The following is a 20,708-nucleotide window of genomic DNA, read 5'->3' as shown; positions in this document are numbered from 1 at the left end:
GAGTGTCCATTCGGTACTGCTCGTGAGTGGCAAGGACGGTTAGAACCGTCCTTGCCACTCACGAGGCAACTCGGCGTTCGCGCCCGTGATCACGGTGGCGACCCGATCCCCCGGGAGGTCGTGCACGGTCAGCGCGGCCAGCCCGGCGGCGCCCGCGGGCTCCGGGAGCACGCCGAGGGTTTCCGCGCCCAGCCGCATGGCCGCGCGGAGATCGTCGTCGCCGACCAGCACGAAGTCGTCGACCAGCGACCGCAGCCGCCGCACGGACTCCGGCTCCGGGGAGCTGATCGTGATGCCGGCGGCGAACGTGCCGGTCCGGGCGACGGCGATCGGTTCGCCCGCCCGCCAGCTCTTCGCCATCGCCTGCGCCGACTCGACCCCGACGCCGACGATCCGGACGCCCGGCGTGTGCGCCTTGAGCCAGAGCGCGACACCGGCGATCAGCGCGCCGTCGCCGACCGGGAGCACGACCGTGTCGATCCCGCTCTCCCGCGCCAGTTCCAGGCCGATCGTGCCCGCCCCCTCGGAGATCGCGGGCTCCCGGCCGTCGACCACGAAGACGCGGTCCGGGGCTTCGGCGGCGAACGCGGCCGCGGCGTCCTTCGCCTCACCGTCGACCCGGCGCACCCGCGCGCCCAGCGCCTTGATCCGCCGCAGTTTGACCGGGGAGACGGTGGCGGGGACGAACACTTCGGCCCGCAGACCGTGCTTCCGGGCGGCGAACGCGACGGCCTGCCCGAAGTTGCCGCTGGTCCCGCACACCATCGTGGTGCCCGGCTCCAGCCCGGCGGCGAAGTAGTCCGCGCCACGGCCTTTGAAACTCCGCAACGGATTCAGCGTCTCGACCTTCACCACGACGCGCCGTCCGAGCCGTTCGTTCAGCTGTCCGTCCTCATATTGCGGGGAGTCCAGGAAGACGGGATCGATCACCTTCGCCGCCTCGGCGACGTGGTCCAGCTGCAGGTCGATTTCGGTCATGCCACCCAAGCTAGAGCGGAAGACGATCACGCCGATTGTAAATTTTCCCGCCCGCGTGCAATATTCTTGCGTGACCTTGGACGAGATCGACCACCTGCTGCTCGACCTCGTCCAAGCCGACGCGGCCCGTCCGCTGCACGATCTGGGTGACGCCGTCGGTCTCTCCCCGAGCGCGGTCCAGCGGCGGTTGACCCGGCTGCGCGCCGCGGGCGTGATCCGCGCGCAGGTCGCCGTGCTCGATCCGGAGGCACTGGGCGCCGGGATGTCGTCGGTCATCCTGGTCGCGCTGACCGACGACGACGAGAAGAGCCACAAGGCGTTCCGCGAACGCATGCTGGCCGAACCCCGCGTCCAGCACTGCTACAGCATCGTCGGGCAGTGGGACTACGTCGTCGTCCTGCTCACCTCGGATCTCAAGACGAGCCGGTACCTGGCCAGGAAGCTGTTCGACGAGCGTGTCAAACGGTTCGAGACCCTGCCCGCCTTCGAGGTGGTCAAGTCCAGCCAGGCCGTCCCGGTGCCGGGCGTCAGCCGTGGATCCGGCCGGTGAGTCCGGCCAGCCGCGAGCCCGAACCGCTCCACCGCAGCGCGATGATCTCCGCCGCGATCGACACCGCGGTCTCCTCGGGGGTCCGCGCGCCGAGATCGAGGCCGATCGGCGAGGACAGCCGTTCGAGTTCCGCCTCGGTGACCCCGGCCTCGCGCAGCCGCGCGAACCGGTCGTCGTGGGTCTTGCGCGAGCCCATCGCGCCGACGTAGCCGACGTCGAGCCGCAACGCGACCTCCAGCAGCGGCACGTCGAACTTCGGATCGTGGGTGAGCACGGCGATCGCGGTCCGGCCGTCGACGCGGCCCGCGTCGGCTTCGGCCCTGAGATAGCGGTGCGGCCAGTCGACGACGACTTCGTGCGCGTCCGGGAAGCGGCTCTTCGTCGCGAACACGGGCCGCGCGTCGCAGACCGTCACCTGGTAGCCGAGGTACGCGCCCATTTTCGCCATCGCGGCCGCGAAGTCGATCGCGCCGAAGACCAGCAGGCGCGCGGGCGGCTCGAAGGAGTTGACGAAGACCGTCATGCCCTCGCCGCGGCGCTGCCCGTCCGGTCCGTAGTGGAGCGTGCCGGTGCGGCCGCCGACGAGCATTCCGCGCGCGTCGTCGACGACGGCGTCGTCCATCCGGGACGAACCGAGCGAACCGGCGACCCGGTCCGGCCAGACGATCAGATGCTCGCCGACCAGGCCTTCGGTTTCGTGTTCGATCACCGTGACCACGGCGACCGGCTGTCCACTGTGGACCGATTCGACGACGTCGCCCAGCTCCGGCATCGAGTCGCGATCGACGTGCTGGACGTAGATGTCGATGATCCCGCCGCAGGTCAGCCCGACCGCGAACGCGTCGTCGTCGGAAACGCCGTAGCGCTGCAGCACCGGCGCGCGCTCGGCGACCACCTGCTGCGCGAGTTCGTAGACGGCGCCTTCGACGCAGCCGCCGGAGACGCTGCCGGTGACCGTGCCGTCCGGGGCGACGAGCATCGCCGCGCCGGGGCTCCGGGGCGCCGACGAGAACGTCGCCACCACCGTGCCGACCCCCACGGTCTCGCCTGCCGCCCAGCGGCGGTGCAGTTCGTCCAGTACGTCACGCATCGGCGATCTCCACCAGCAGTCGTTCCAATGTGGCCATGCTGTGCCCGGCGAGCAGCCGATCGAGGTACGGGAGCGCGGCCACGATGCCGGACTGCACGGGAGCGTAACCTGCCCGCCCCGCGTGCGGATTCACCCAGAATACGACGTGCGCGAGCCGGCGCAGCCTGGCGAGCTGCTCGCCGAGCAGGCCGGGGTCGCCCCGTTCCCAGCCGTCGGAGAACACGGTGACCACGGATCGCCTGGCCACGCCGCGTTGTCCCCAGCGGTCGAGGAAGGCCCGCAGGGTCTCGCCGAGCCGGGTCCCGCCCGCGAAATCGGGGACCGCGGCGGCCGCGGCGAGCATCGCGTGCTCGGGATCGCGCAGCCGGAGCTGGCGGGACACCCGGGTGAGCCGGGTCCCCAGGGTGAACACTTCGACGCGGCCGGGAGCGTGCCGGGCGACGACGTGCGCGAACCGCAGCAGGGCGTCGGCGTACGGCCCCATCGAGCCGGAGACGTCGATCAGGAGGACGAGCCGACGGGGTTTGGTGCCTTTCCGCCGGTACGCCAGGCGCACGGGCTCGCCGCCGCCCGCCAGCATCGCCCGGAGCGTGCGCGACGGATCGAGGGTGCCCCGCCTGGCCGCGCGGCGGCGCGGCGACGACCGCGACGGCAGGGCCGGGCGCAGTTTCGCGAGCAGTTCCCGCAGGTGAGCGCGTTCGGCGACGGTCAGTTCGGCGAGGTCACGGTGCCGGAGGAGCTCGTCCTCACTCGCCGCCACGCGGAGCTGGTCGGGCTCCGCGCCGGACTCGCCCTGGCCCGGTGCTTGCGCGAGCGAGGCGATCTTCGCGCGTTTCGGGGGCGTCTGCTGCCCTCGCCGTCGTGGTCCGGCCTTCTTTTCGGCGAACCAGCTGTCGAACGCGGCGTCGTAGCGCGGGAGGTCGTCGGGGTCGGCGCACAGCGTCAGCCGACCGGCCCAGTACAGCTGCTCGGGATCGGCGAGATCCACTTCACCGACGGCCGCGAGATACGCCTGGACTCGGTGCGCGTCGCACGGCAAACCGGCTTCGCGCAACGCCTCCGCGAAGCCGACGAACCCCGCCAGTGGATCGCTCACTTCTCCCATTGTGCACGCGTTTCGTCCTCTGGATGCGGTAGTTGCGTATGCAAGTACCGCATCCAGAGGACGAAACGCGAGGTCAGCGGCGGGCGAAGGCCGGGGTCTTCTCGCGCAGGGGGCCGATGCCGCCCAGGAAGGCCGCGACGGTGGTGAGCTGCGGAAAGCGGTCGGAGAGCCGGAGAGGCAGTGGGATGGTCCGCTCGTTCAGCGTGCCGTTCAGCGCGGGCTCGATGAGCATCTTGTGCTCTCCCAGCTGCTGCAGCTGGATCAGGGTGACGGCGAAATTCCTCTTTCGCTGCACACGGGCGAGGTCCCGCGCGGTCAGCGTGCCGCGCAGCAGCGGGGCGGCGAGGAAGCGCGCGGCCGCCACGGCGTCCTGGATCGCGACGTTGACGCCCATCCCGCCGGCGGGCGACATCGCGTGCGCGGCGTCGCCGATGCAGAGCACCCGCTCCGAGTACCAGTGCGGCAGTTTGGACATCCGGACCTTCAGCAGTTTGACGTCGTCCCACCCGCGGATCGCGGCGAGTTCGCCCTCTCCCCAGCCGAACAGGCCGCCGATCCGTTCGCGGAACTTCTCGATGCCCTCGGCACGCAGCGTCTCGTCCTGCCCCTTCCTGATCAGGTACGACGTCTGGTAGTAGTCGCCGCGGTCCATCGTCATGCCGGCGAGGCCGTTCGCGAAACAGCCGAACACCTCGGCCGCCTCGCCCGTCTCTTCGAGTTTGGGCACGCGGACCCACCACACGTCCATCGGCACGTCGTACTCGCGTGGCACCAGTCCCGCTTCCGCGCGCACCAGGGAATCCCGGCCGTCGCAGCCGACCACGAGCGTCGCGGCCAATTCCCGTTCCACGCCATCGGAATCGCGGTATCGCACCCCACCGCCGTCGCGCAGGCCGGTCACCTCCGCCCCCATCTTCAGGGTGAACGTCGGTTCGACGGCCGCGGCTTCGGCGAGCAGGTTCAGGAAGTCCCACTGCGGGACCATCTCGATGCACTTGTGCGGTCCGGGGACCCGGCTGAAATCGGCGGCGACGATCGCCTTGCCGCCGAACACCATCCGCATCTTCTCCAGCCGTTTCGACGGCAGTTCCGCGAACCGGTCGCCGAGCCCGAGGTCGTCGAGCAGCATCAGCGTCGGCGGATGCACCGTGTCGCCGCGGAAATCGCGGAAGAAGTCCTTGTGCTTTTCGAGAACGGTGACCTCGACCCCCGCCCGCGCCAACAGGAGTCCGAGCACCATCCCCGCCGGACCGCCCCCCACCACACAACACTGTGTACGTTCCATATTCGAGTTGTAGCGCGCCCGATGGACCCGCGCCATCGATTCGGCGGGGAAGAGGACCTAGGTCCTGTCGTGAATTCTCGCTACGGTGACGCCATGTTCTCGTCCCGTGCCGCGCTGGCCGTCCTGCTCGCCTGTGTCGTCGGTGCCTCGGCCGCTCCCGCCGCCTCGGCGTCGCCCGCCCCTTCGCCGATTCCGGTCGTGTACGACGGCGACTCCGATTTCGCCGACATCGCGACGCTCGCGTATCTCTGCCAGGCGCACAAACAGCGCCGCGTCGACCTGCGTGCGGTCACCGTCACCAACAACGGCGCCGGAACCCCGGGGCGCGCGCTGACCCACGTGCGGACAGCGCTCGGGAAATGCGGGCTCTCCGGCATTCCGGTCGCCGACGGTTCCGACACCGGCGTGAACCCGATGCCCGCCGATGGCCGCGCCTGGACCGAAAGCATCCTCAACGGCGCGCTCGGCGACGCGGGCGTACCGGATCGCCCGTCACCGGTCCGGGCCTCGGCGCTGCTCGCGGCGACGGTACTCGAGTCCGCCCGGCCGGTCGTCGTGATCGCGACCGGGCCGCTCACGAACGTCGCCAAGGCGATGGAGGTTCCCGGTGTGGCGCGACGGATCTCGCGGCTCGCGGTGATGGGCGGCGCGTTCGACGTCCCTGGCAACGTGTTCGGGCCCGGCGCGTCGAAGTTCGACGGCACCCAAGAGGTCAACATGTGGCTCGACCCCGCTTCGGCGGACAAGGTCTTCGCCGGGCTCCGCCGCGTCGACATCGTCCCACTGGACGCCACGAACGACGTCCCCATCACACCGTCCTACGTGGAGCGTCTTGGCCGGGAAGGCCGGACGGCGGAAGCGAAACTGGTGCACGCGATCGTGACGCAGCCCGATCTCGCGCCGTACGTCCAGGACGGGTCGGCGTTCTGGTGGGACACGCTCGCGTCGTCCGAGGTGCTCGACGCCGTGAGCCCGGTGAAGCTGAGGCGGGCGAAGGTCGACGTGCGCCAGGACGGTGCCGCGGCGGGCCGTACTTATGTGACACCGAAGGGAACTTCGCAGTACGTCGGCTACGACGCGGACCCTGTCGCGTGGGAGAACGGGTTCCTGAAGATGCTGAACGGCTAGGGTTTCAGGCCCGCGATGAGGACACCGACCATCTTGCGCGCGTTGTAGCGGGGATCGCTGTCGGCGCCGATGCAGAGGTTCCCGACGCCGCGCATGACTTCGATCGCCTCCAGGTCGGAGCGGATCTCGCCGGCCTTCGCCGCCGCGCCGAGCAACTGGGCGCACACCGGCAGGAGCGTGTCGAGGAAGTAGGTGTGCAGCGCCTCGAACCCGGCGTTGTCCGATTGCAGGACCGCGGCCAGGCCGTGTTTGGTGACCAGGAAGTCGACGAAGAGGTCGATCCAGCGCCGTAACGCCTCGTACGGGGATTCAGCCGACTCGAGCAGTTCCGGCCCGGCTCCGGCGCAGGCGTCGACCTGGTGCCGGTAAACGGCGATGACGAGGTCGGCCCTGGTCGGGAAGTGCCGGTAGATCGTGCCCATCCCGACACCCGCCTCGGCCGCGATGGCCCGGACAGGCGCCTCGACGCCCGAGGTGACGAAGACGGCGGCGGCCGCGTCGAGCAGGGTCTTCTCGTTGCGCCGGGCGTCCGCGCGCTTGCCCTTGGCGCCCTCTTCACTCATCACACCACTCCTCCACTGGCGAGGTTGCCAAACGGAACAGTGCTCCGTATTGTTAGCGGAGCAACGTTCCGCTTGCTCATCTTGCCATGGAGGACACCGTCATGCAGTACCGCACCTTGGGCAGGACCGGTGTGCAGGTCAGCACCCTCGCGCTCGGCGCGATGAACTTCGGCGCGATCGGGCGCACCACCAGGACGAAGCCACCGCCATCGTCGACGCCGCGCTGGCCGGCGGGATCAACGTCATCGACACCGCCGACATGTACAGCGCCGGAGAGTCGGAGAAGATGGTCGGCAAGGCCATCGCGGGCCGCCGCGAGGACATCGTGCTGGCCACGAAGGCCGTCCTGCCGATGGGCGACGAGCGCAACCATCAAGGCGCGTCGCGTCGGTGGCTGGTGACCGAACTGGACAACAGCCTGCGCCGTCTCGGCGTCAACCACGTCGACCTCTACCAGGTCCACCGCTGGGACCCGAAGACCGGCGACGAGGAAACCCTCTCGGCGCTGACCGATCTCCAGCGCGCGGGAAAGATCCGCTACTTCGGTTCGTCGACCTTCCCCGCCTATCGGATCGTGCAGGCCCAGTGGGCCGCCCGCGAACACCACCTGAGCCGCTACGTCACCGAGCAGCCCGGCTACTCGATCCTGCAACGCGGTATCGAAACGCATGTGCTGCCCGTGACCGAGGAATACGGGATGGGTGTGCTGGTGTGGAGCCCGCTGGCCTCCGGCTGGCTGTCCGGCGCTGTCCGGGAAGGCCGGGAGATCAGCACGAATCGTTCCGCCGTCCTGCCACAGCGTTTCGACCTGACCCGGCCCGTCAACCGGGCCCGGCTCGAAGCCGTCGAGCGGCTGGCCAAGGTCGCCGACCAGGCGGGGCTGAGCCTGATCCAGCTCGCGCTGGGCTTCGTCGTCGCGCATCCGGGCGTGACGAGCGCGATCGTCGGCCCGCGCACGCCGGAGCACCTGGAGTCGCAGCTCGCCGCCGCGGACACGGTGCTCCCGCCGGACGTCCTGGACGCGATCGACGAGATCGTCGCGCCGGGGACCGACCTCGCCCCGGAGGAGAAGCACGACACCCCGCCCGCGCTGCTCGACCCTTCGCTGCGGCGCCGCTGAGAATCAGGCGAGCAGTTTGTCCAATTTGGCGCGGACCCTGTCGAGGTCCTCGCTGTACTTGAGCACCGAGCCGAGGCTTCGCGCACCGGCCGCGGCGTCCAATTCGGACATCCCCAGCGCGAGGAGCGCCTGAGCCCAGTCGAGGGATTCCGCCACCCCGGGCGGCTTCAGCAACTCCATCTCGCGAAGGCGGTGCACCGCCTTCGCGACCTGCTCCGCGAGTCCTTCGCCCAGCTCCGGGATCTTGCGGCGCAGGATCTCGATCTCGCGGCCGAGGTCCGGGTGTTCGAGCCAGTGATAGAGGCAGCGGCGTTTCAGCGCGTCGTGCACTTCCCGCGTCCGGTTGGAGGTGAGCACCACGAGCGGTGGATGTTCGGCGCGCACCTCGCCGAACTCGGGGATGGTCACCGCGTTCTCGTCGAGGAGTTGCAGCAGGAAGGCTTCGAACTCGTCGTCGGCACGGTCGATCTCGTCGACCAGCAGCACGCACGGCGCGGTCTGCAACGCCTTCAGCAGCGGCCGGGAAAGCAGGAACCGTTCGGTGTAGAGGGACTGTTCGGCGGCCTCGACGTCAAGGCCGCCACCGGCCGCTTCGAGTGTCCGCAGATGCAGCAGCTGGCGGGGGAAGTCCCATTCGTACAGTGCCTGCGCGGCGTCGATCCCTTCGTGACACTGGAGCCGGATGAGCGGTATGCCGAGCGCTTCGGCCAGTCCCAAGGCGAGCGAGGTCTTGCCGGTGCCCGGTTCGCCTTCGCAGAACAGCGGGCGGCCGAGCCGCAGCGCGAGGAATCCCGCCGTGGCGATGCCGTCGTCGGCGAGGTAGCCGACCGATTCGAGGGCTTCGGCCAGTTTCTCCGGCGATTCGACGGTCACTTCCCGATCGTAAGCCCCGGCAGGCCGGAGATCAGCCTGGAAGATACCGAGCCGGAGGCGTGGCTCGCGTGATCAGGCACCGCACTCACGTGATCAGAGCCGGAACTCGCGTGATCAGGCACCGCACTCACGTGATCAGAGCCGGAACTCGCGTGATTGAAGACGGAACTCGCGTGTTCGGAGACGGGACTCGAGTCCCGTGCCTGATCACGAGGGAACGGTGCCGGAGATCAGCCTGGGAGATCCTCGGGGCGGTCCACGTCTTGGCCGGTGCCGAGGTCGCCGCAGGCGACGAGCCGCAGATCCGGGCGTCCCTTGAGCCAGTCCCGCGCGCCCTTGTCGCCGGACGCGCCCGCCACGATCTCCGGCCACCAGCGACGGCCGAGTACGACCGGATGACCGGGGACTCCGTCGTAGGCGGCACGCGCGACGGTGTTCTCGCCGGCTCCGGCCGCGACCCGGCGCACCACTTCGGCGCCGACCCCGGGCAAGTCCACGAGATGCACGACGGCGGCTTCCGCTTCGGTCGCCTCCAAGGCCCTCAGTCCCGCGCGAAGTGACGCGCCCATGCCGGACTCCCAGCCTTCGGCCACGACAGCGATCCCGGGTTCGGGCAGGAGCGCGCGGACTTCGTCGGCCGCGGCGCCGAGCACCACCCGGACCGGCGCGCAGCCGGCGTCGGCGAGTACTCGCAACGCGCGGATGGCGAACGGCTCACCGTCGAGGACGGCCAACGCCTTCGGCCCGCCGAACCGGCGTCCGGCCCCGGCCGCGAGCAGCAGCCCGGCGACCTCAGCCATGTCCTGCTTTCGGGTGTCCTGCCTTGGTCGGCGGAGCCGAGGCGAGATCGGCTTCGATGGCGCGCGCCGCCGCGAGCAGTGACGGCAGCAGTTCGTGCTCGACCGACTCGGGCGTCGTCCGGCTGGCGTGGGTGGAGAGATTGACCGCGGCCACGACCTTGCCCCGCCGGTCCCGGATCGGCGCGGCGATCGAGCGGAGTCCCTCTTCGAGTTCCTGGTCGACCATCGCGTAACCCTGCCGATAGACCTTTTCCAGCTCGGCGATCAGGTCCTGTTGCCTGGTCAGCGTGCGCGCTGTCAGCTTTTCGAGCTTGGCCGCGTCGAAGTAGCCGTGCAGGTCTTCGCCTTCGAGGTCGGCCAGCAGCACGTGACCCATCGACGTCGCGTGGGCCGGGAAGCGGGTGCCGACGTTGATGCTGACGGTCATGATCCGCGAGACGGCCACGCGCGCGACGTAGACGATGTCCAGGCCTTCGAGCACGGAGACGGAGCTGGACTCGTGCACCTCGGCGGACAGCCGTTCGAGGTGCGGCTGGGCGACCTCCGGCAGCGACAGGCTCGACAGGTACGAGTAGCCGAGTTCGAGGACCCGGGCGGTGAGCGAGAAGTACTTGCCGTCCGTGCGCACGTATCCCAGGTCGACGAGGGTGAGCAGGAACCGGCGGGCGGCGGCCCTGGTCAGCCCGGTGGAGCGGGCGACGTCGCTCAGCGTGAGTTCCGACGCGTCCGCGTTGAACGCCTTGATCACGGCCAGTCCGCGCTCCAGCGACTGGACATGGTGCGCTCCGCGCTCGGTCACCTCGCCTTCGTCCATAGGAGAACCCTAACCGCCCTCCTTTTCCTGAGCCGCGGGCTCACCGAGTTCGGCCAGGACCCGCTGGGCGACGGCGAACGCCGCGTTGGCGGCGGGCGCGCCCGTGTAGACGGCGGTGTGCAGCAGGACCTCGGAGATCTCCTCCGCCGTGAGTCCATTGTGGACCGCCGCGCGGACGTGCATCGCGAGCTCGTCGTGGGCGTGCAGGGCGGTGAGCGTGGCCAGCGTGACGCAGCTGCGGGTCTTGCGGTCGAGACCGTCGCGCGACCAGACCGAACCCCAGGCGCCCCGGGTGATGTAGTCCTGGAACGGGCGGCTGAACTCGGTGGTACGGGCCACCGCCCTGTCGACGTGCGCGTCGCCGAGGACTTCCCGGCGCACCCGCATGCCGGTCTCGTAAAGGTCGTCGCTCATCGGGCCGCCTCCAGATGGTCGAGGATCAGCGCGGTGAACCGCTCCGGCTGTTCGAAACTCCCGAGGTGCGCGGCACCTTCGACGACCTCGAGCCGCGCGTCCGGGACGCCGCCCGCGATCACCTCGGCGTGCTCGACCGGGGTGGCCGGATCCTCGGCTCCGGCGATGACCAGGGTCCGCGCCGCGATCTTGGGCAGGTCGCCGACGAGGTCCATCTGCTCGATGGCCTGGCAGGACGCCGCGTACCCCTCGGCGGGGACGTTCGCGATCATCTCGCGCAGGTAGCCGGTCCGCTCGGGGTAGGCGGTGGCGTACCCGGCCGTCACCCAGCGGCCGACCCCGGCCTCGGCCACCGATCCGGTGCCGTTCTCGCGCACCGTCTTCGCCCTGTCCGCCCACATGCTCGGCGGCCCTAGTTTCGCGGACGTGCAGCACAGCACGAGTTTCTCGATCCGGTCCGGCGCGTTCACGCCGAGCCACATCGCGGTCATGCCGCCGAGCGAGAGCCCGACGACGTGGGCTCGTTCGACGCCGTGCTCGCCGAGCAAAGCGAGCAGATCCCCGCCGAGATCCGCGAGCGTGTACGGCCCGGGCGGCACCGGGGACGCGCCGTGCCCGCGGGTGTCGTAGCGGATCACCCGGAAACCCTTCTCCACCAAAGGTTTCACCTGCGGATCCCACATGCGGTGATCGCTGCCGAGCGATCCGCTGAACACCACGACAGGGCCATCCGCGGGCCCTTCCGCGACGCTGTGCACTTTTACAGCACTGTGCACCTTTACCTGCTCAGACATCGAAGAACACCGTCTCCCCCTCGCCCTGCAACCGGACGTCGAACCGATAGCCCTCGCCGGTCTTGGTGGCGATCAACGTGTCCCGGCGGCCCTCCGGGACCGCGGCCAGCACCGGATCCCGCGAGTTGTCGTTGTCCTCGAAGTAGATCCGGGTGACGACGCGATGCAGCAGGCCGCGGGCGAGCACCGAGACGTCGATGTGCGGCGCCTGCGTGCTGCCGGCCGGACCGGGCAGCGGGCCGGGCATGATCGTCCGGATCTCGTAGTTGCCGCCGGGGTCGGTCGGGCAGCGGCCGAAGCCCCGGAACCCGCTCGCGACCGCTCCGCGGGGGTCGTCGGGGTGGTCGAACCGGCCGTCGGCGTCGGCCTGCCAGGTCTCGATCATCGCGTCCGGGACCGGGTCGCCGGCGCCGTCGAAGACCCGGCCGTGGATTCGGATCGCGGCCGGTTCGTCCGCGGTGACGACGTCCGGCCCGTCCGGCCAGGGCAGGCCGATGGACAGGTACGGGCCGACGGTCTGGGAAGGCGTCGTCTCCGGCATCAGTGCTCGTCCTCCTCGTCTTCGAAGACCGAAGCCTCGCGGCCGCGCACGACGATGTCGAACTGGAAGGCCAGCGCCCACTCGGCTTCGGTGCGGTCCAGGTCGAACCTCGCGATCATCCGCTGCCGCGCCTTCTCGTCCGGGATGGAGTTGAAGATCGGGTCCTGCGAGAACAGCGGGTCTTCCGGGAAGTACATCTGGGTGACCAGCCGCTGCGTGAACGCACTGCCGGAGACGGAGAAGTGGATGTGCGCCGGCCGCCAGGCGTTGTCGTGGTTCTTCCACGGGTACGCGCCCGGCTTGATGGTGGTGAAGGTGTAGCGCCCTTCGCCGTCGGTCAGCGTCCGGCCGGCCCCGTCGAAGTTGGGGTCGATCGGCGACGGCCAGCGGTCCCCGGTGTGCCGGTAGCGGCCGCCCGCGTTCGCCTGCCAGACCTCCACGAGTGAATCCCGGATCGGCCGCCCGTCACCGTCGAGCAGCCGCCCGGTGACGATGATCCGCTGCCCCTGCGGCTCCCCCTCGTGCCCCTTCGTGAGGTCGTTGTCGAACTCGCCGATCCGTCCCGGCCCCAGCGCCGGACCGGTGACCTCGGTCAGCAGATGAGGGAGCACGACCAGCGGTTCCTTGGGGTGCCGCAGCGCCGTCGACCGGTAACCGGCGTAGTCGAGCGGCGGATGTGTGCCCTCCGGATCGCGCCGGTAGCGCGGGAGCCTCAGTTCTGCGGGTGCGGACATGGTGTTCCCTCCAGCGCGGTCAGTGGGTCACTGGGCTTCGATGACGACGGCCAGCCCCTGGCCGACGCCGATGCAGATGGCCGCCAGTCCCCATCGGCCGCCGGTGCGGCGCAGGTGGTGGGCCAGCGTGCCGAGGATCCGGCCGCCGGAAGCGCCCAGCGGGTGCCCGATCGCGATCGCGCCGCCGTTCACGTTGACGATCCCCGGGTCGAGTTTCGCCCAGTCGCGCAGGCAGGCCAGCGACTGCGCGGCGAAGGCCTCGTTCAGCTCGACCGCCGCCAGGTCCTCCCAGCCGATCCCGGCCCGCTCCAGGGCGATCTCGGCCGCGCGGACCGGGCCGATGCCGAAGACGTCGGGGTCGACACCCGCCGCGCCCCGGCCGGCGATCCGGGCCAGCGGTGCCTTGCCGAGCCGTTTCCCAGCCGCCTCGTCGCCGAGCAGCAACGCGGACGCGCCGTCGTTCAGCGGTGACGCGTTCGCGGCCGTGACCGTCCCTTGTGGACGGAAGACGGGCTTGAGCTTCGCGAGCTTTTCCGGGCTGGAGTCCGGCCGGATGCCTTCGTCACGCGTGAGCTCGACTCCCTCGACGGGGACGACGTGGTCGTCGTAGAACCCTTCGTCCCAGGCCCGGGCGGCGTTGACGTGGCTGCGGACGGCGAACGCGTCCTGCTCGTCGCGGCCGATGCCGTAGCGCTCGGCGAGCAGTTCGGTGGACTCACCCAGGGAGACCGTCCACTGCTCGGGCATCTTCGGGTTGACCATGCGCCAGCCCAGGGCGGTGGAGTGCAGGGTCTGGTTGCCCGCCGGGAAGGCCTTCTCCGGCTTCTGCATGACCAGCGGCGAGCGGCTCATCGACTCGACCCCGCCCGCGACGGCGAGCGAAGCGTCACCGACCTGCACCGACCGGCTCGCCTGCATCACGGCGTCGAGGCCGGAGCCGCAGAGCCGGTTGACGGTGGCACCGGGCACTGTCGTCGGCCAGCCCGCCAGCAGCGCCGCCATCCGCGCGACGTTGCGGTTGTCCTCGCCGGCGCCGTTGGCGTCGCCGAGCACGACCTCGTCCACGGTGGCCGGGTCGAGGTCGTTGCGCTCGGCCAGGGCCCGCAGCACGGTAGCGGCGAGGTCGTCGGGGCGGACCCCGGACAGCGCGCCGCCGTACTTGCCGAACGGGGTACGGATGGCGTCGAACAGGAAGACGTCGGTCATGCGCTCGCCCTTTTGAGGTCTCGGAGGATGCGGAGTTCTGCCTCGGTCGGCGCCGGGGTGGTTCCCAGGTCGCCTGCCACCTTCAGTTTCCACCCGGTCGCCTCGACGACCTGATCGACGTCGACCCCGGGGTGCACTTCGGTGAGCGTGAGCTCGGCGGTCTCGGGGTCGGGCCGCATCAGGCCGAGGTCGGTGACCACCAGCGTCGGCCCGGCGCCGGGCAGGCCGAGCCGCTCGCGGTCGCCCTTGCCGGTGCCGTGCCCGAACGATGTCACGAAGTCGACCTTCTCGACGAACGTGCGGGTGCTCTGCCGCAGCACCACGAACACCTCGCGGCAGGACGCGGCGATCTCCGGCGCGCCACCCGCCCCGGGCAGGCGCACTTTCGGGCTGGCGTAATCCGGGCCGATGACGGTGGTGTTGATGTTGCCGAACTTGTCCAGCTGGGCGGCGCCGAGGAAGCCGACGTCGATCCGGCCCGGCTGGAGCCAGTAGTTGAAGACCTCGGGGACGCTGACCACGGCGTCCGCGGTGTCGGCGAGTTCGCCGTCGCCGATGGACAGCGGGAGCCTGGCCGGTTTGGCGCCGAGGCAGCCGGATTCGTAGATCAGCGTGAGGTTCGGCGCGTGCCCGCGGCGGGCCAGGTTTGCGGCCGTGCTCGGCAGGCCGATGCCCACGAAACAGGACATCCCGTCGCCGAGCGCGCGGGCCGCGGCGACGCTCATCATCTCGTCGGAGGTGTACTCGGTCATGCCTTCACTCCCGTCAGCTCGTCGAGCCAGCGGGTGAAGCTCTCCCTGTCCCGGCCGATCGCGTCCCATGCCTGGTAGGCGTCGTTGTCCCGTTCGTAGTACCCCGCCGCGTACGACGGCCGCGCGCCGCCGGACACCTCGGCGACGGCGGTGACCGCCCACGTGGGCAGCACGATCGCGCCCGGCCGGGGCTCCAGCTCGTCCACGACCTCCTCGACGGTGACCAGCGACCGTTTCGCCGCCAGCACCGCCTCCTTCTGCACTCCGGTGATGCCCTGGATCTGGACGTTGCCGGACCTGTCGGCGCGCTGGGCGTGCACGATCGTCACGTCCGGGTTGAGGGCGGGGACGGCGGCGAGCCGCTCGCCGGTGAACGGGCAGGTGATGGGCTTGATCGTGTCCGTGTGCGCGGGGAGATCGGTACCGGTGTAGCCACGCAGGACGGCGAACGGGAGTCCCGAAGCACCGGCGACGTACCGATTCGCCATGCCCGCGTGACTGTGTTCCTCTATTTCCAAGGGCACCGGCCACGAATGCTGGACCGCGTCCCGGAAACGGTGCAGCGAGCCGACGCCGGGATTACCACCCCAGGAGAAGATCAGCTTGCTCGCGCAACCGGCGCCGATGAGCTGGTCGTAGACGATGTCGGGGGTCATGCGGACCAGCGTCAGACCGGTGCGGCGCTGGCGGATGATCTCGTGACCGGCCGCCACCGGGATGAGATGCGTGAAGCCCTCGAGCGCGACGGTGTCCCCGTCGCGCACCAATCGCGCCACGGCCTCCTTCAACGACAGCAGCTCCGCCATCCGCACTCCCGGCTTGTTCGTATCGCGCACACATGTTCTGCATATGAACATAGCACGGTTCGGCCGGGCGGCGCACTCCTCTTCGGAGCGGCGATCGCCTCCGATCCCCGGCCGCGCCGCGCGGGTGACGACTCCCCCGCGCAGGGGAAGCACCTCCCTCATGACGGGGATTCTCACGTTTGGGATACCAATCGCCGCCCACTAGGCTGACGCGGTGACCTCGACGATCGCGGTGACCCGGTGGATCCCCGACGAAGCGCTGAAAGTGCTCGCCGAAGCCGGGGAAGTGAAACTGTCGCGCGCCGACCGGCCGCTGACGCCGGACGAGCTGCGCGAGTTCGTCCGCGGCGCGTCGGCGATCGTCGGCATGCTGCACGACCGGATCGACGGTTCGGTCGCCGACGCGGCGGGCTCCGGCCTGAAGGTCGTCGCGAACGTGGCCGTCGGCTACGACAACATCGACGTCCCCGCCTTGGCCGGACGCGGGATCACCGTCACCAACACCCCGGGCGTGCTCACCGACGCCACCGCGGATCTGACGTTCGGGCTGATCCTCGCGGTCACGCGACGGCTCGGCGAGGGCGAAAGGCTGATCCGCTCGCGCACCCCGTGGTCGTTCCACCTGGGTTTCCTGCTGGGCTCCTCGGTGCGGGACAAGACACTCGGGATCGTCGGGCTCGGCAAGATCGGGCAGGCGGTCGCACGGCGGGCGCTCGCTTTCGGCATGCGGATCGTCTACTCGGGACGATCGCGGGCGGCCGAAGACGTCGAGAAGGCCTTGGGCGCGAAGTACGTGCCCTTCGAAGAACTGCTGGCGGTTTCCGACGTCGTTTCCCTGCACTGCCCGCTGACCCCGGAGACCAGGCACCTCATCGACGCGGACGCGCTGAGGTCGATGAAACCGGGCGCGTACCTGATCAACACCACCCGCGGTCCCGTCGTCCACGAGGCGGCGCTGGCGGACGCGCTCGAAGCCGGGGAGATCGCCGGGGCCGCCCTCGACGTGTTCGAGGCCGAACCCGAGGTCGAGCCACGCCTTCTGGATCGCGAAAACGTCGTCTTGACGCCGCATCTCGGATCGGCGACGGTCGAAACCCGTACCGCCATGGCCGTGCTCGCGGCCGAGAACGTCGCGTCGGTGCTCACCGGCGGAAACCCGCTGACGGAGGTTCGTCCATGACTCGTGTGGTCATCGCGCCCGACAAGTTCAAGGGAAGCTTGACCGCGGTCGAGGCCGCGGAGGCGATCGCCCACGGCGTCCGCGACGCGCTTCCCCAGGCCGAGGTCTCGTCCTGCCCGGTCGCTGACGGCGGCGAAGGGACGCTCGACGTCCTTGTCGCCGCGGGCGGGCGGCTCGTGGAACTCCCGGTCCGCGGTCCGCTCGACGACTCCGTCGACGCGAGCTACGTGCTGCTGGACGGGACGGCCTACATCGAGTCGGCCCGCGCGTGCGGGATCGAGTTCGTCGAACCGAGCCCGGACGTGGCGCTCGCCGCGCACACCTGGGGCGTCGGCGAACTCCTCGCGCACGCGCTCGACAACGGCGCGCGACGGCTGGTGCTGACCGTCGGCGGGACCGCGAGCACGGACGGCGGCGCCGGGATGCTGGCGGCGCTGGGCGCCGGGGTGTTCGACGCGTTCGGCGCGCCCGTCGGACTCGGCGGCGGCACCCTCGGCCGCGTCGCTTCGGCCGAACTCGGCCCGGTACGCGAACGGCTCGGCTCCGTCGAGGTCGCCGTCGCCACCGACGTGACGAACCCGCTGCTCGGAGCCCGCGGCGCGGCCGCGATCTTCGGCCCGCAGAAGGGTGCGGGCCCGCGTGAGGTCGAGCAGCTGGACGAATCCCTGTCCCACTGGGCGCGGGCGTTGCGCAACGCCGGGACCCCCGACGTCTCCGATCTTCCCGGAGCGGGGGCGGGCGGCGGGGTCGCGGCGGGCGCGATCGCCGGGCTCGGCGCGACGGTCGAATCCGGTTTCCAGCTCATCGCCGGGCTCACCGGCGTCGCGGGCGCGATCGAACGCGCCGACCTCGTCATCACCGGCGAGGGGTCACTGGACGAGCAGAGCCTGGACGGCAAGGCTCCGGCGGGCATCGCGGCCCGTGCGCGGGAACACGCCGTTCCACTGATGGTGCTGGCCGGACGGATCCAGCTGGACCAGAGCCAGCTCGCCGGCCTCGGGGTCGTGGGCAGCGCCGCCCTCATCGACCACGCGCCTTCGCTCGACCACGCGCGTGCGCACGCGGCGAAGCTCTTGCGCGAACGGGCCGGCGAGCTGGTCCGTGCCTGGGCCCGGACTTAAAGCCTGAACCCGCCGGGCTCAGCTGCCAGGCTGGGGCTGAGCCTGCGGGAGTACGGCGAAGGCGACTTCACCGGTCTCGTCCTGCTGGACGTCGAGCACCTTGTCGTCGAGCAACGCGGCCGCTTCGGGCTCCAGGAACACCTTCGGGCCGCCGTCGGCGCCGAGTACCTTGTCGCCGCTTTCCGGTTCGGGGGCGACTGAAACCGCGAGCTGAGGACTGTCCCCCTGCTGGGAATGCATCGCGAACCGCAGCCCGCCTCCGTCCTGCCCGTTTTCCTGCCCGGTCAGTGCGGTGATCGCCTCGGCGGCGGCTTCGGTGACTGTAAGCATCTCTGCCCTTCCTTCGTCGCGGTCTTGCACTTGACCGACCACGCTAGGGGGTCCCGGCATGGCCCGCCGTCTGAGTGAAGATCATTTCTCGCCGACGTCCGGCTCCTCTTCGGCCAGGCGCATCGCGTGCGACTCACCCTCGCGGATCTCCGCGGGTGTGGTCCCGAACCGATCGGCCCCGCTCCAGTGCTCGGGCGGCTCGACGCCTTCTTCGAGCGGGTCTACGCGGAGTTCGTCCTCGTCGAGCGCTTCGCTGGGATTCAACGTTTCCGGCTCAGCCGCTTCACGGTCGCTCATCGGCCGCTCCCTCCTCATCGGACGCTGGCCGAGTCGTGCTGTACTCGACCCGGTCTCCCTGGCGTACCCGACGTCTTCGCAGGCCAAACGGCGGCGCTGTCGCCGGGATCACACTTTCCCAGCCAGTTCATTAGCTTCACAAGTTTGTGAAACGGGGTAGCGTCGTCGGTATGACCACCACCAGGTGGGCGCCAGGGCACCGGATCATCCGGCGCGCGCCGGAACGGCACCACGAACTCGGCCACCATGCCGCTTGGTACATCGTCGCCGGTGTCGCGGCCACCGGCCTGCAAGCCGTGCTGTTCCTCGTCCTTCAGCCGGTCCTCGGCCCCCAGCCCGCCAATCTGGTCGCGCTCGCGGTCACGACCGTCGGGAACACCGAGTTCCACCGCCGGGTCACCTTCGCCACCCGGAAGAGTCATGCGGGCAAGCGGCACTTCCAGGACCTGGTCACCTTCGCCTTCTACGCCGCGTACGGGTCGATCGTGCTCGCGTCACTCGACGCGGTGATCACCGAGCCGACCGCGCTGGAGCAGACCGGCGCCCTGCTCGCGGCGAGCGTCGTAGGCGGCATCGCGCGCTTCGCGGTCCTTCGCTGGTGGGTCTTCGCGCGCCGCAAGGCTTAGTGTTCGTGACGTGGCAGAGATCAACGGACCGCACGACGGCGGTTCGGAACCCGATTACCGATTCACGCTCGCCAACGAACGGACCTTCCTCGCCTGGCTGCGGACGGCACTGGGCCTGCTCGCCGGCGGCGTCGCCGTCCATCAGCTGGTGCCCGACCCGAACGCGCTGAGCACCGTCCTCGCCGGGCTGTGCGTCGTGCTGGCCGCCGTACTCGCGGCGAGCGCGTATCCGCGCTGGCGGCAGGTGCAGACGGCGATGCGCGCGGGACGGCCGCTGCCGAAGAGCGGGATGCTGATCCTGCTGACCGCCGGGATCCTCGCCATCACCCTGACGGCCGCCGCCCTGGTGGTCTTTTCGTGAGTTCGGGTGATCACGGAGCGCAAGCGGAACGAACCGGACTGGCCTGGCGCCGCACCGCGCTCGCGGCTACTGCCTGCACACTCCTGCTCTTGCACACGGCCGCCCGGCGAGGCTGGGGGACGACGGTCGTCCCGGTCGTGTTCGCGGGCACCATGGTGATCACCTTCGTCGCCATCGGCTCGATCCGTGAACGAGCACTGCGCAGGGCCGAAACCCCGAAACCACTTAACCCGATCCTTGCTGTCACAACGACGGCACTCGTCGTAGCGACCGCGGTGGCCTTGGTCGCGGTGCGCTAAGCGGCGCGCACGTGCTGCGACCCCGAGGGCCTTTTTCGCGACGCAGAGTCTCGGTTGTATTAAGCCGACTCCGTCTAATGGGCTATCTCTAGTTGAAATCTTTACTGCCGTCCGATCGACGCCTACGATTACGCTGCGTCGCAACGGCGGCAGGTAGAGCTGATCTTCTGGAGCACCTGCCGCCTTCAATCGTTACGGAGTGTTGGCCCCTCGACAACGAACGTCGCAGGGTCGGCCGGGGAGGACGACCATGCAAGCAACCACCAGCGCGTCCAGAACCGTCACCCCAGATGCGGTCCCCGGATACACGACTCCGGAGAACCTGCCTCGACCGGGCGGACGGCTGACCAAGGAGGATCTCGACCCCCTCGTCAAGGACGCGGGCGACGGGAATCCCGCCGCGATCCAGTCCCTGCTGCGGATGATCGGCCCCGTCGTGGTCCGGTACTGCCGCGCCAGAATGGGTGGCCGCGACCTGTCCTACCTGTCGGCGGACGACGTCGCGCAGGAGGTGTGCATGGCGGTGCTGAAGGCACTGCCCGGCTATCAGGATCGCGGCGGCTCGTTCCTCTATCTCGTGCACGCCATCGCCGCCAACAAGGTCGCCGACGCCTACCGCGCGGTCTCCCGTGACCGGTCGGAACCGGTACCGGAACTGCCGGAACGGCCCATCGGCGACAACGAACCCGAAACCCACGCCCTGCACCTGGACCTCGGCGCCCGGCTCAACCGCCTGCTCTCCACCCTTCCGCGGGTGCAGCAGGAGATCCTCGCCCTCCGCATCGCCGTCGGCCTTTCGGCCGCCGAGACCGCCGAGGCCCTCGGGATCTCCGCCGGCAACGTGCGTGTGACGCAGCACCGCGCACTGGCCCGTCTGCGGACGATGGTCAAGCAGGACGAATTCTGATCTTTGCTCCCCCTGCCGCAGGTCGTTGATCGGC

Annotated in this window: 24 protein-coding genes and 2 pseudogenes; 9 read left to right on the top strand and 17 right to left on the bottom strand. The window is 70.1% G+C overall.

The window, feature by feature from the left end; translation table 11 throughout:
• Positions 1–39 precede the first annotated feature (39 nt).
• On the bottom strand, positions 40–978 hold the full coding sequence (locus tag CFP71_RS34895; protein ID WP_167406381.1) for a threonine ammonia-lyase: 939 nt from the start codon (positions 976–978) through the stop codon (positions 40–42).
• Between the two features lie 70 nt (positions 979–1,048).
• On the opposite strand from CFP71_RS34895, the gene CFP71_RS34890 reads away from it, so the two are divergent.
• The gene (locus CFP71_RS34890; RefSeq protein WP_093938204.1) at positions 1,049–1,528 is read left to right on the top strand and encodes an Lrp/AsnC family transcriptional regulator; all 480 of its coding nucleotides are present in this window, start codon (positions 1,049–1,051) and stop codon (positions 1,526–1,528) included.
• Here CFP71_RS34890 and CFP71_RS34885 read toward each other — a convergent pair.
• The 3 genes from CFP71_RS34885 to CFP71_RS34875 form a co-directional block, all read right to left on the bottom strand.
• On the bottom strand, positions 1,506–2,618 hold the full coding sequence (locus tag CFP71_RS34885) for an XdhC family protein (protein ID WP_093938203.1): 1,113 nt from the start codon (positions 2,616–2,618) through the stop codon (positions 1,506–1,508). The two genes, CFP71_RS34890 and CFP71_RS34885, sit on opposite strands and share 23 nt — an antisense overlap.
• Complete coding sequence (locus CFP71_RS34880) at positions 2,611–3,723, bottom strand: vWA domain-containing protein (protein ID WP_167406380.1); 1,113 nt, start codon at positions 3,721–3,723, stop codon at positions 2,611–2,613. Before CFP71_RS34880 ends, CFP71_RS34885 begins: the two co-directional genes overlap by 8 nt.
• Positions 3,724–3,796: 73 nt before the next feature.
• On the bottom strand, positions 3,797–5,008 hold the full coding sequence (locus CFP71_RS34875) for an FAD-dependent oxidoreductase (RefSeq protein WP_093938201.1): 1,212 nt from the start codon (positions 5,006–5,008) through the stop codon (positions 3,797–3,799).
• Positions 5,009–5,101: 93 nt separating this feature from the next.
• Between CFP71_RS34875 and CFP71_RS34870 the strand changes: the two genes are divergently transcribed.
• Positions 5,102–6,136: a nucleoside hydrolase gene (locus CFP71_RS34870; RefSeq protein ID WP_093938259.1), complete on the top strand. Its 1,035-nt coding sequence runs from the start codon at positions 5,102–5,104 to the stop codon at positions 6,134–6,136.
• On the opposite strand, the gene CFP71_RS34865 is transcribed toward CFP71_RS34870, so the two are convergent.
• Positions 6,133–6,699 carry a TetR/AcrR family transcriptional regulator gene (locus tag CFP71_RS34865; RefSeq protein ID WP_093938200.1) on the bottom strand — a complete coding sequence of 189 codons (567 nt, stop codon included), beginning with the start codon at positions 6,697–6,699 and terminating at the stop codon, positions 6,133–6,135. The genes CFP71_RS34870 and CFP71_RS34865 overlap by 4 nt on opposite strands.
• A 161-nt stretch (positions 6,700–6,860) precedes the next feature.
• Here CFP71_RS34865 and CFP71_RS34860 point away from each other — a divergent pair.
• Positions 6,861–7,819 (top strand): annotated as a pseudogene (locus tag CFP71_RS34860) (aldo/keto reductase).
• A 3-nt stretch (positions 7,820–7,822) separates the two neighbouring features.
• On the opposite strand, the gene CFP71_RS34855 reads toward CFP71_RS34860, so the two are convergent.
• The 10 genes from CFP71_RS34855 to CFP71_RS34810 all read right to left on the bottom strand — a co-directional run bounded on the left by CFP71_RS34855 (position 7,823) and on the right by CFP71_RS34810 (position 15,553).
• Positions 7,823–8,692 (bottom strand): AAA family ATPase, encoded by an 870-nt coding sequence (locus CFP71_RS34855; RefSeq protein WP_093938199.1) that lies wholly within the window; start codon positions 8,690–8,692, stop codon positions 7,823–7,825.
• A gap of 230 nt (positions 8,693–8,922) precedes the next feature.
• Complete coding sequence (locus tag CFP71_RS34850; protein WP_093938198.1) at positions 8,923–9,492, bottom strand: nucleotidyltransferase family protein; 570 nt, start codon at positions 9,490–9,492, stop codon at positions 8,923–8,925.
• Complete coding sequence (locus CFP71_RS34845; protein ID WP_093938197.1) at positions 9,485–10,306, bottom strand: IclR family transcriptional regulator domain-containing protein; 822 nt, start codon at positions 10,304–10,306, stop codon at positions 9,485–9,487. The genes CFP71_RS34850 and CFP71_RS34845 overlap by 8 nt, the downstream gene beginning before the upstream one ends.
• Positions 10,307–10,315: 9 nt before the next feature.
• On the bottom strand, positions 10,316–10,720 hold the full coding sequence (gene pcaC, locus CFP71_RS34840; protein ID WP_093938196.1) for a 4-carboxymuconolactone decarboxylase: 405 nt from the start codon (positions 10,718–10,720) through the stop codon (positions 10,316–10,318).
• Positions 10,717–11,514 carry a 3-oxoadipate enol-lactonase gene (gene pcaD / locus CFP71_RS34835; protein ID WP_093938195.1) on the bottom strand — a complete coding sequence of 266 codons (798 nt, stop codon included), beginning with the start codon at positions 11,512–11,514 and terminating at the stop codon, positions 10,717–10,719. Before pcaD ends, pcaC begins: the two co-directional genes overlap by 4 nt.
• Positions 11,507–12,055, bottom strand: coding sequence for a protocatechuate 3,4-dioxygenase subunit alpha (pcaG, locus tag CFP71_RS34830; protein WP_093938194.1), 549 nt, complete (start codon positions 12,053–12,055; stop codon positions 11,507–11,509). The genes pcaD and pcaG overlap by 8 nt, the downstream gene beginning before the upstream one ends.
• Complete coding sequence (gene pcaH / locus CFP71_RS34825) at positions 12,055–12,789, bottom strand: protocatechuate 3,4-dioxygenase subunit beta (RefSeq protein ID WP_093938193.1); 735 nt, start codon at positions 12,787–12,789, stop codon at positions 12,055–12,057. Before pcaH ends, pcaG begins: the two co-directional genes overlap by 1 nt.
• Positions 12,790–12,816: 27 nt before the next feature.
• Positions 12,817–13,995 carry a thiolase family protein gene (locus CFP71_RS34820; RefSeq protein WP_093938192.1) on the bottom strand — a complete coding sequence of 393 codons (1,179 nt, stop codon included), beginning with the start codon at positions 13,993–13,995 and terminating at the stop codon, positions 12,817–12,819.
• Positions 13,992–14,747: a CoA-transferase subunit beta gene (locus CFP71_RS34815; protein ID WP_093938191.1), complete on the bottom strand. Its 756-nt coding sequence runs from the start codon at positions 14,745–14,747 to the stop codon at positions 13,992–13,994. Before CFP71_RS34815 ends, CFP71_RS34820 begins: the two co-directional genes overlap by 4 nt.
• A complete protein-coding gene (locus tag CFP71_RS34810; protein ID WP_093938190.1) occupies positions 14,744–15,553 on the bottom strand; it encodes a CoA transferase subunit A in 810 nt (269 codons plus the stop codon). The genes CFP71_RS34815 and CFP71_RS34810 overlap by 4 nt, the downstream gene beginning before the upstream one ends.
• Before the next feature lie 214 nt (positions 15,554–15,767).
• On the opposite strand from CFP71_RS34810, the gene CFP71_RS34805 reads away from it, so the two are divergent.
• Positions 15,768–16,733 carry a 2-hydroxyacid dehydrogenase gene (locus tag CFP71_RS34805; protein ID WP_093938189.1) on the top strand — a complete coding sequence of 322 codons (966 nt, stop codon included), beginning with the start codon at positions 15,768–15,770 and terminating at the stop codon, positions 16,731–16,733.
• Complete coding sequence (locus tag CFP71_RS34800; protein ID WP_093938188.1) at positions 16,730–17,854, top strand: glycerate kinase; 1,125 nt, start codon at positions 16,730–16,732, stop codon at positions 17,852–17,854. Before CFP71_RS34805 ends, CFP71_RS34800 begins: the two co-directional genes overlap by 4 nt.
• A gap of 18 nt (positions 17,855–17,872) precedes the next feature.
• Here CFP71_RS34800 and CFP71_RS34795 read toward each other — a convergent pair whose 3' ends face one another.
• Together CFP71_RS34795 and CFP71_RS34790 are read right to left on the bottom strand one after the other, a co-directional pair.
• On the bottom strand, positions 17,873–18,184 hold the full coding sequence (locus tag CFP71_RS34795) for a hypothetical protein (RefSeq protein ID WP_005153325.1): 312 nt from the start codon (positions 18,182–18,184) through the stop codon (positions 17,873–17,875).
• A gap of 96 nt (positions 18,185–18,280) precedes the next feature.
• Positions 18,281–18,481 (bottom strand): annotated as a pseudogene (locus CFP71_RS34790) (hypothetical protein); the annotation flags it as partial.
• A 170-nt stretch (positions 18,482–18,651) separates the two neighbouring features.
• Between CFP71_RS34790 and CFP71_RS34785 the strand changes: the two are divergent.
• The 4 genes from CFP71_RS34785 to shbA all read left to right on the top strand — a co-directional run bounded on the left by CFP71_RS34785 (position 18,652) and on the right by shbA (position 20,674).
• On the top strand, positions 18,652–19,107 hold the full coding sequence (locus tag CFP71_RS34785; protein WP_093938186.1) for a GtrA family protein: 456 nt from the start codon (positions 18,652–18,654) through the stop codon (positions 19,105–19,107).
• A gap of 10 nt (positions 19,108–19,117) precedes the next feature.
• Complete coding sequence (locus tag CFP71_RS34780; RefSeq protein ID WP_093938185.1) at positions 19,118–19,468, top strand: YidH family protein; 351 nt, start codon at positions 19,118–19,120, stop codon at positions 19,466–19,468.
• Positions 19,465–19,767 (top strand): DUF202 domain-containing protein, encoded by a 303-nt coding sequence (locus CFP71_RS34775; protein ID WP_093938184.1) that lies wholly within the window; start codon positions 19,465–19,467, stop codon positions 19,765–19,767. The genes CFP71_RS34780 and CFP71_RS34775 overlap by 4 nt, the downstream gene beginning before the upstream one ends.
• Before the next feature lie 250 nt (positions 19,768–20,017).
• A complete protein-coding gene (shbA, locus tag CFP71_RS34770; RefSeq protein ID WP_167406379.1) occupies positions 20,018–20,674 on the top strand; it encodes an RNA polymerase sigma factor ShbA in 657 nt (218 codons plus the stop codon).
• Positions 20,675–20,708: the final 34 nt, after the last annotated feature.

Source organism: Amycolatopsis thailandensis (assembly GCF_002234405.1).
Lineage (GTDB): Bacteria > Actinomycetota > Actinomycetes > Mycobacteriales > Pseudonocardiaceae > Amycolatopsis > Amycolatopsis thailandensis.
The sequence above is the reverse complement of the archived record's forward strand: the minus strand, read 5'-3'. Positions and strand labels throughout refer to the sequence as shown.

What these genes read in the sequence shown, in the direction of transcription:
- CFP71_RS34895 (WP_167406381.1), bottom strand. Translation starts at nt 978, where the DNA reads ATGACCGAAATCGACCTGCAGCTGGACCACGTCGCCGAGGCGGCGAAG.
- CFP71_RS34885 (WP_093938203.1), bottom strand. Translation starts at nt 2,618, where the DNA reads ATGCGTGACGTACTGGACGAACTGCACCGCCGCTGGGCGGCAGGCGAG.
- CFP71_RS34880 (WP_167406380.1), bottom strand. Translation starts at nt 3,723, where the DNA reads ATGGGAGAAGTGAGCGATCCACTGGCGGGGTTCGTCGGCTTCGCGGAG.
- CFP71_RS34875 (WP_093938201.1), bottom strand. Translation starts at nt 5,008, where the DNA reads ATGGAACGTACACAGTGTTGTGTGGTGGGGGGCGGTCCGGCGGGGATG.
- CFP71_RS34870 (WP_093938259.1), top strand. Translation starts at nt 5,102, where the DNA reads ATGTTCTCGTCCCGTGCCGCGCTGGCCGTCCTGCTCGCCTGTGTCGTC.
- CFP71_RS34865 (WP_093938200.1), bottom strand. Translation starts at nt 6,699, where the DNA reads ATGAGTGAAGAGGGCGCCAAGGGCAAGCGCGCGGACGCCCGGCGCAAC.
- CFP71_RS34850 (WP_093938198.1), bottom strand. Translation starts at nt 9,492, where the DNA reads ATGGCTGAGGTCGCCGGGCTGCTGCTCGCGGCCGGGGCCGGACGCCGG.
- CFP71_RS34845 (WP_093938197.1), bottom strand. Translation starts at nt 10,306, where the DNA reads ATGGACGAAGGCGAGGTGACCGAGCGCGGAGCGCACCATGTCCAGTCG.
- pcaC (WP_093938196.1), bottom strand. Translation starts at nt 10,720, where the DNA reads ATGAGCGACGACCTTTACGAGACCGGCATGCGGGTGCGCCGGGAAGTC.
- pcaD (WP_093938195.1), bottom strand. Translation starts at nt 11,514, where the DNA reads ATGTCTGAGCAGGTAAAGGTGCACAGTGCTGTAAAAGTGCACAGCGTC.
- pcaG (WP_093938194.1), bottom strand. Translation starts at nt 12,055, where the DNA reads ATGCCGGAGACGACGCCTTCCCAGACCGTCGGCCCGTACCTGTCCATC.
- pcaH (WP_093938193.1), bottom strand. Translation starts at nt 12,789, where the DNA reads ATGTCCGCACCCGCAGAACTGAGGCTCCCGCGCTACCGGCGCGATCCG.
- CFP71_RS34820 (WP_093938192.1), bottom strand. Translation starts at nt 13,995, where the DNA reads ATGACCGACGTCTTCCTGTTCGACGCCATCCGTACCCCGTTCGGCAAG.
- CFP71_RS34815 (WP_093938191.1), bottom strand. Translation starts at nt 14,747, where the DNA reads ATGACCGAGTACACCTCCGACGAGATGATGAGCGTCGCCGCGGCCCGC.
- CFP71_RS34810 (WP_093938190.1), bottom strand. Translation starts at nt 15,553, where the DNA reads ATGGCGGAGCTGCTGTCGTTGAAGGAGGCCGTGGCGCGATTGGTGCGC.
- CFP71_RS34800 (WP_093938188.1), top strand. Translation starts at nt 16,730, where the DNA reads ATGACTCGTGTGGTCATCGCGCCCGACAAGTTCAAGGGAAGCTTGACC.
- CFP71_RS34795 (WP_005153325.1), bottom strand. Translation starts at nt 18,184, where the DNA reads ATGCTTACAGTCACCGAAGCCGCCGCCGAGGCGATCACCGCACTGACC.
- CFP71_RS34785 (WP_093938186.1), top strand. Translation starts at nt 18,652, where the DNA reads ATGACCACCACCAGGTGGGCGCCAGGGCACCGGATCATCCGGCGCGCG.
- shbA (WP_167406379.1), top strand. Translation starts at nt 20,018, where the DNA reads ATGCAAGCAACCACCAGCGCGTCCAGAACCGTCACCCCAGATGCGGTC.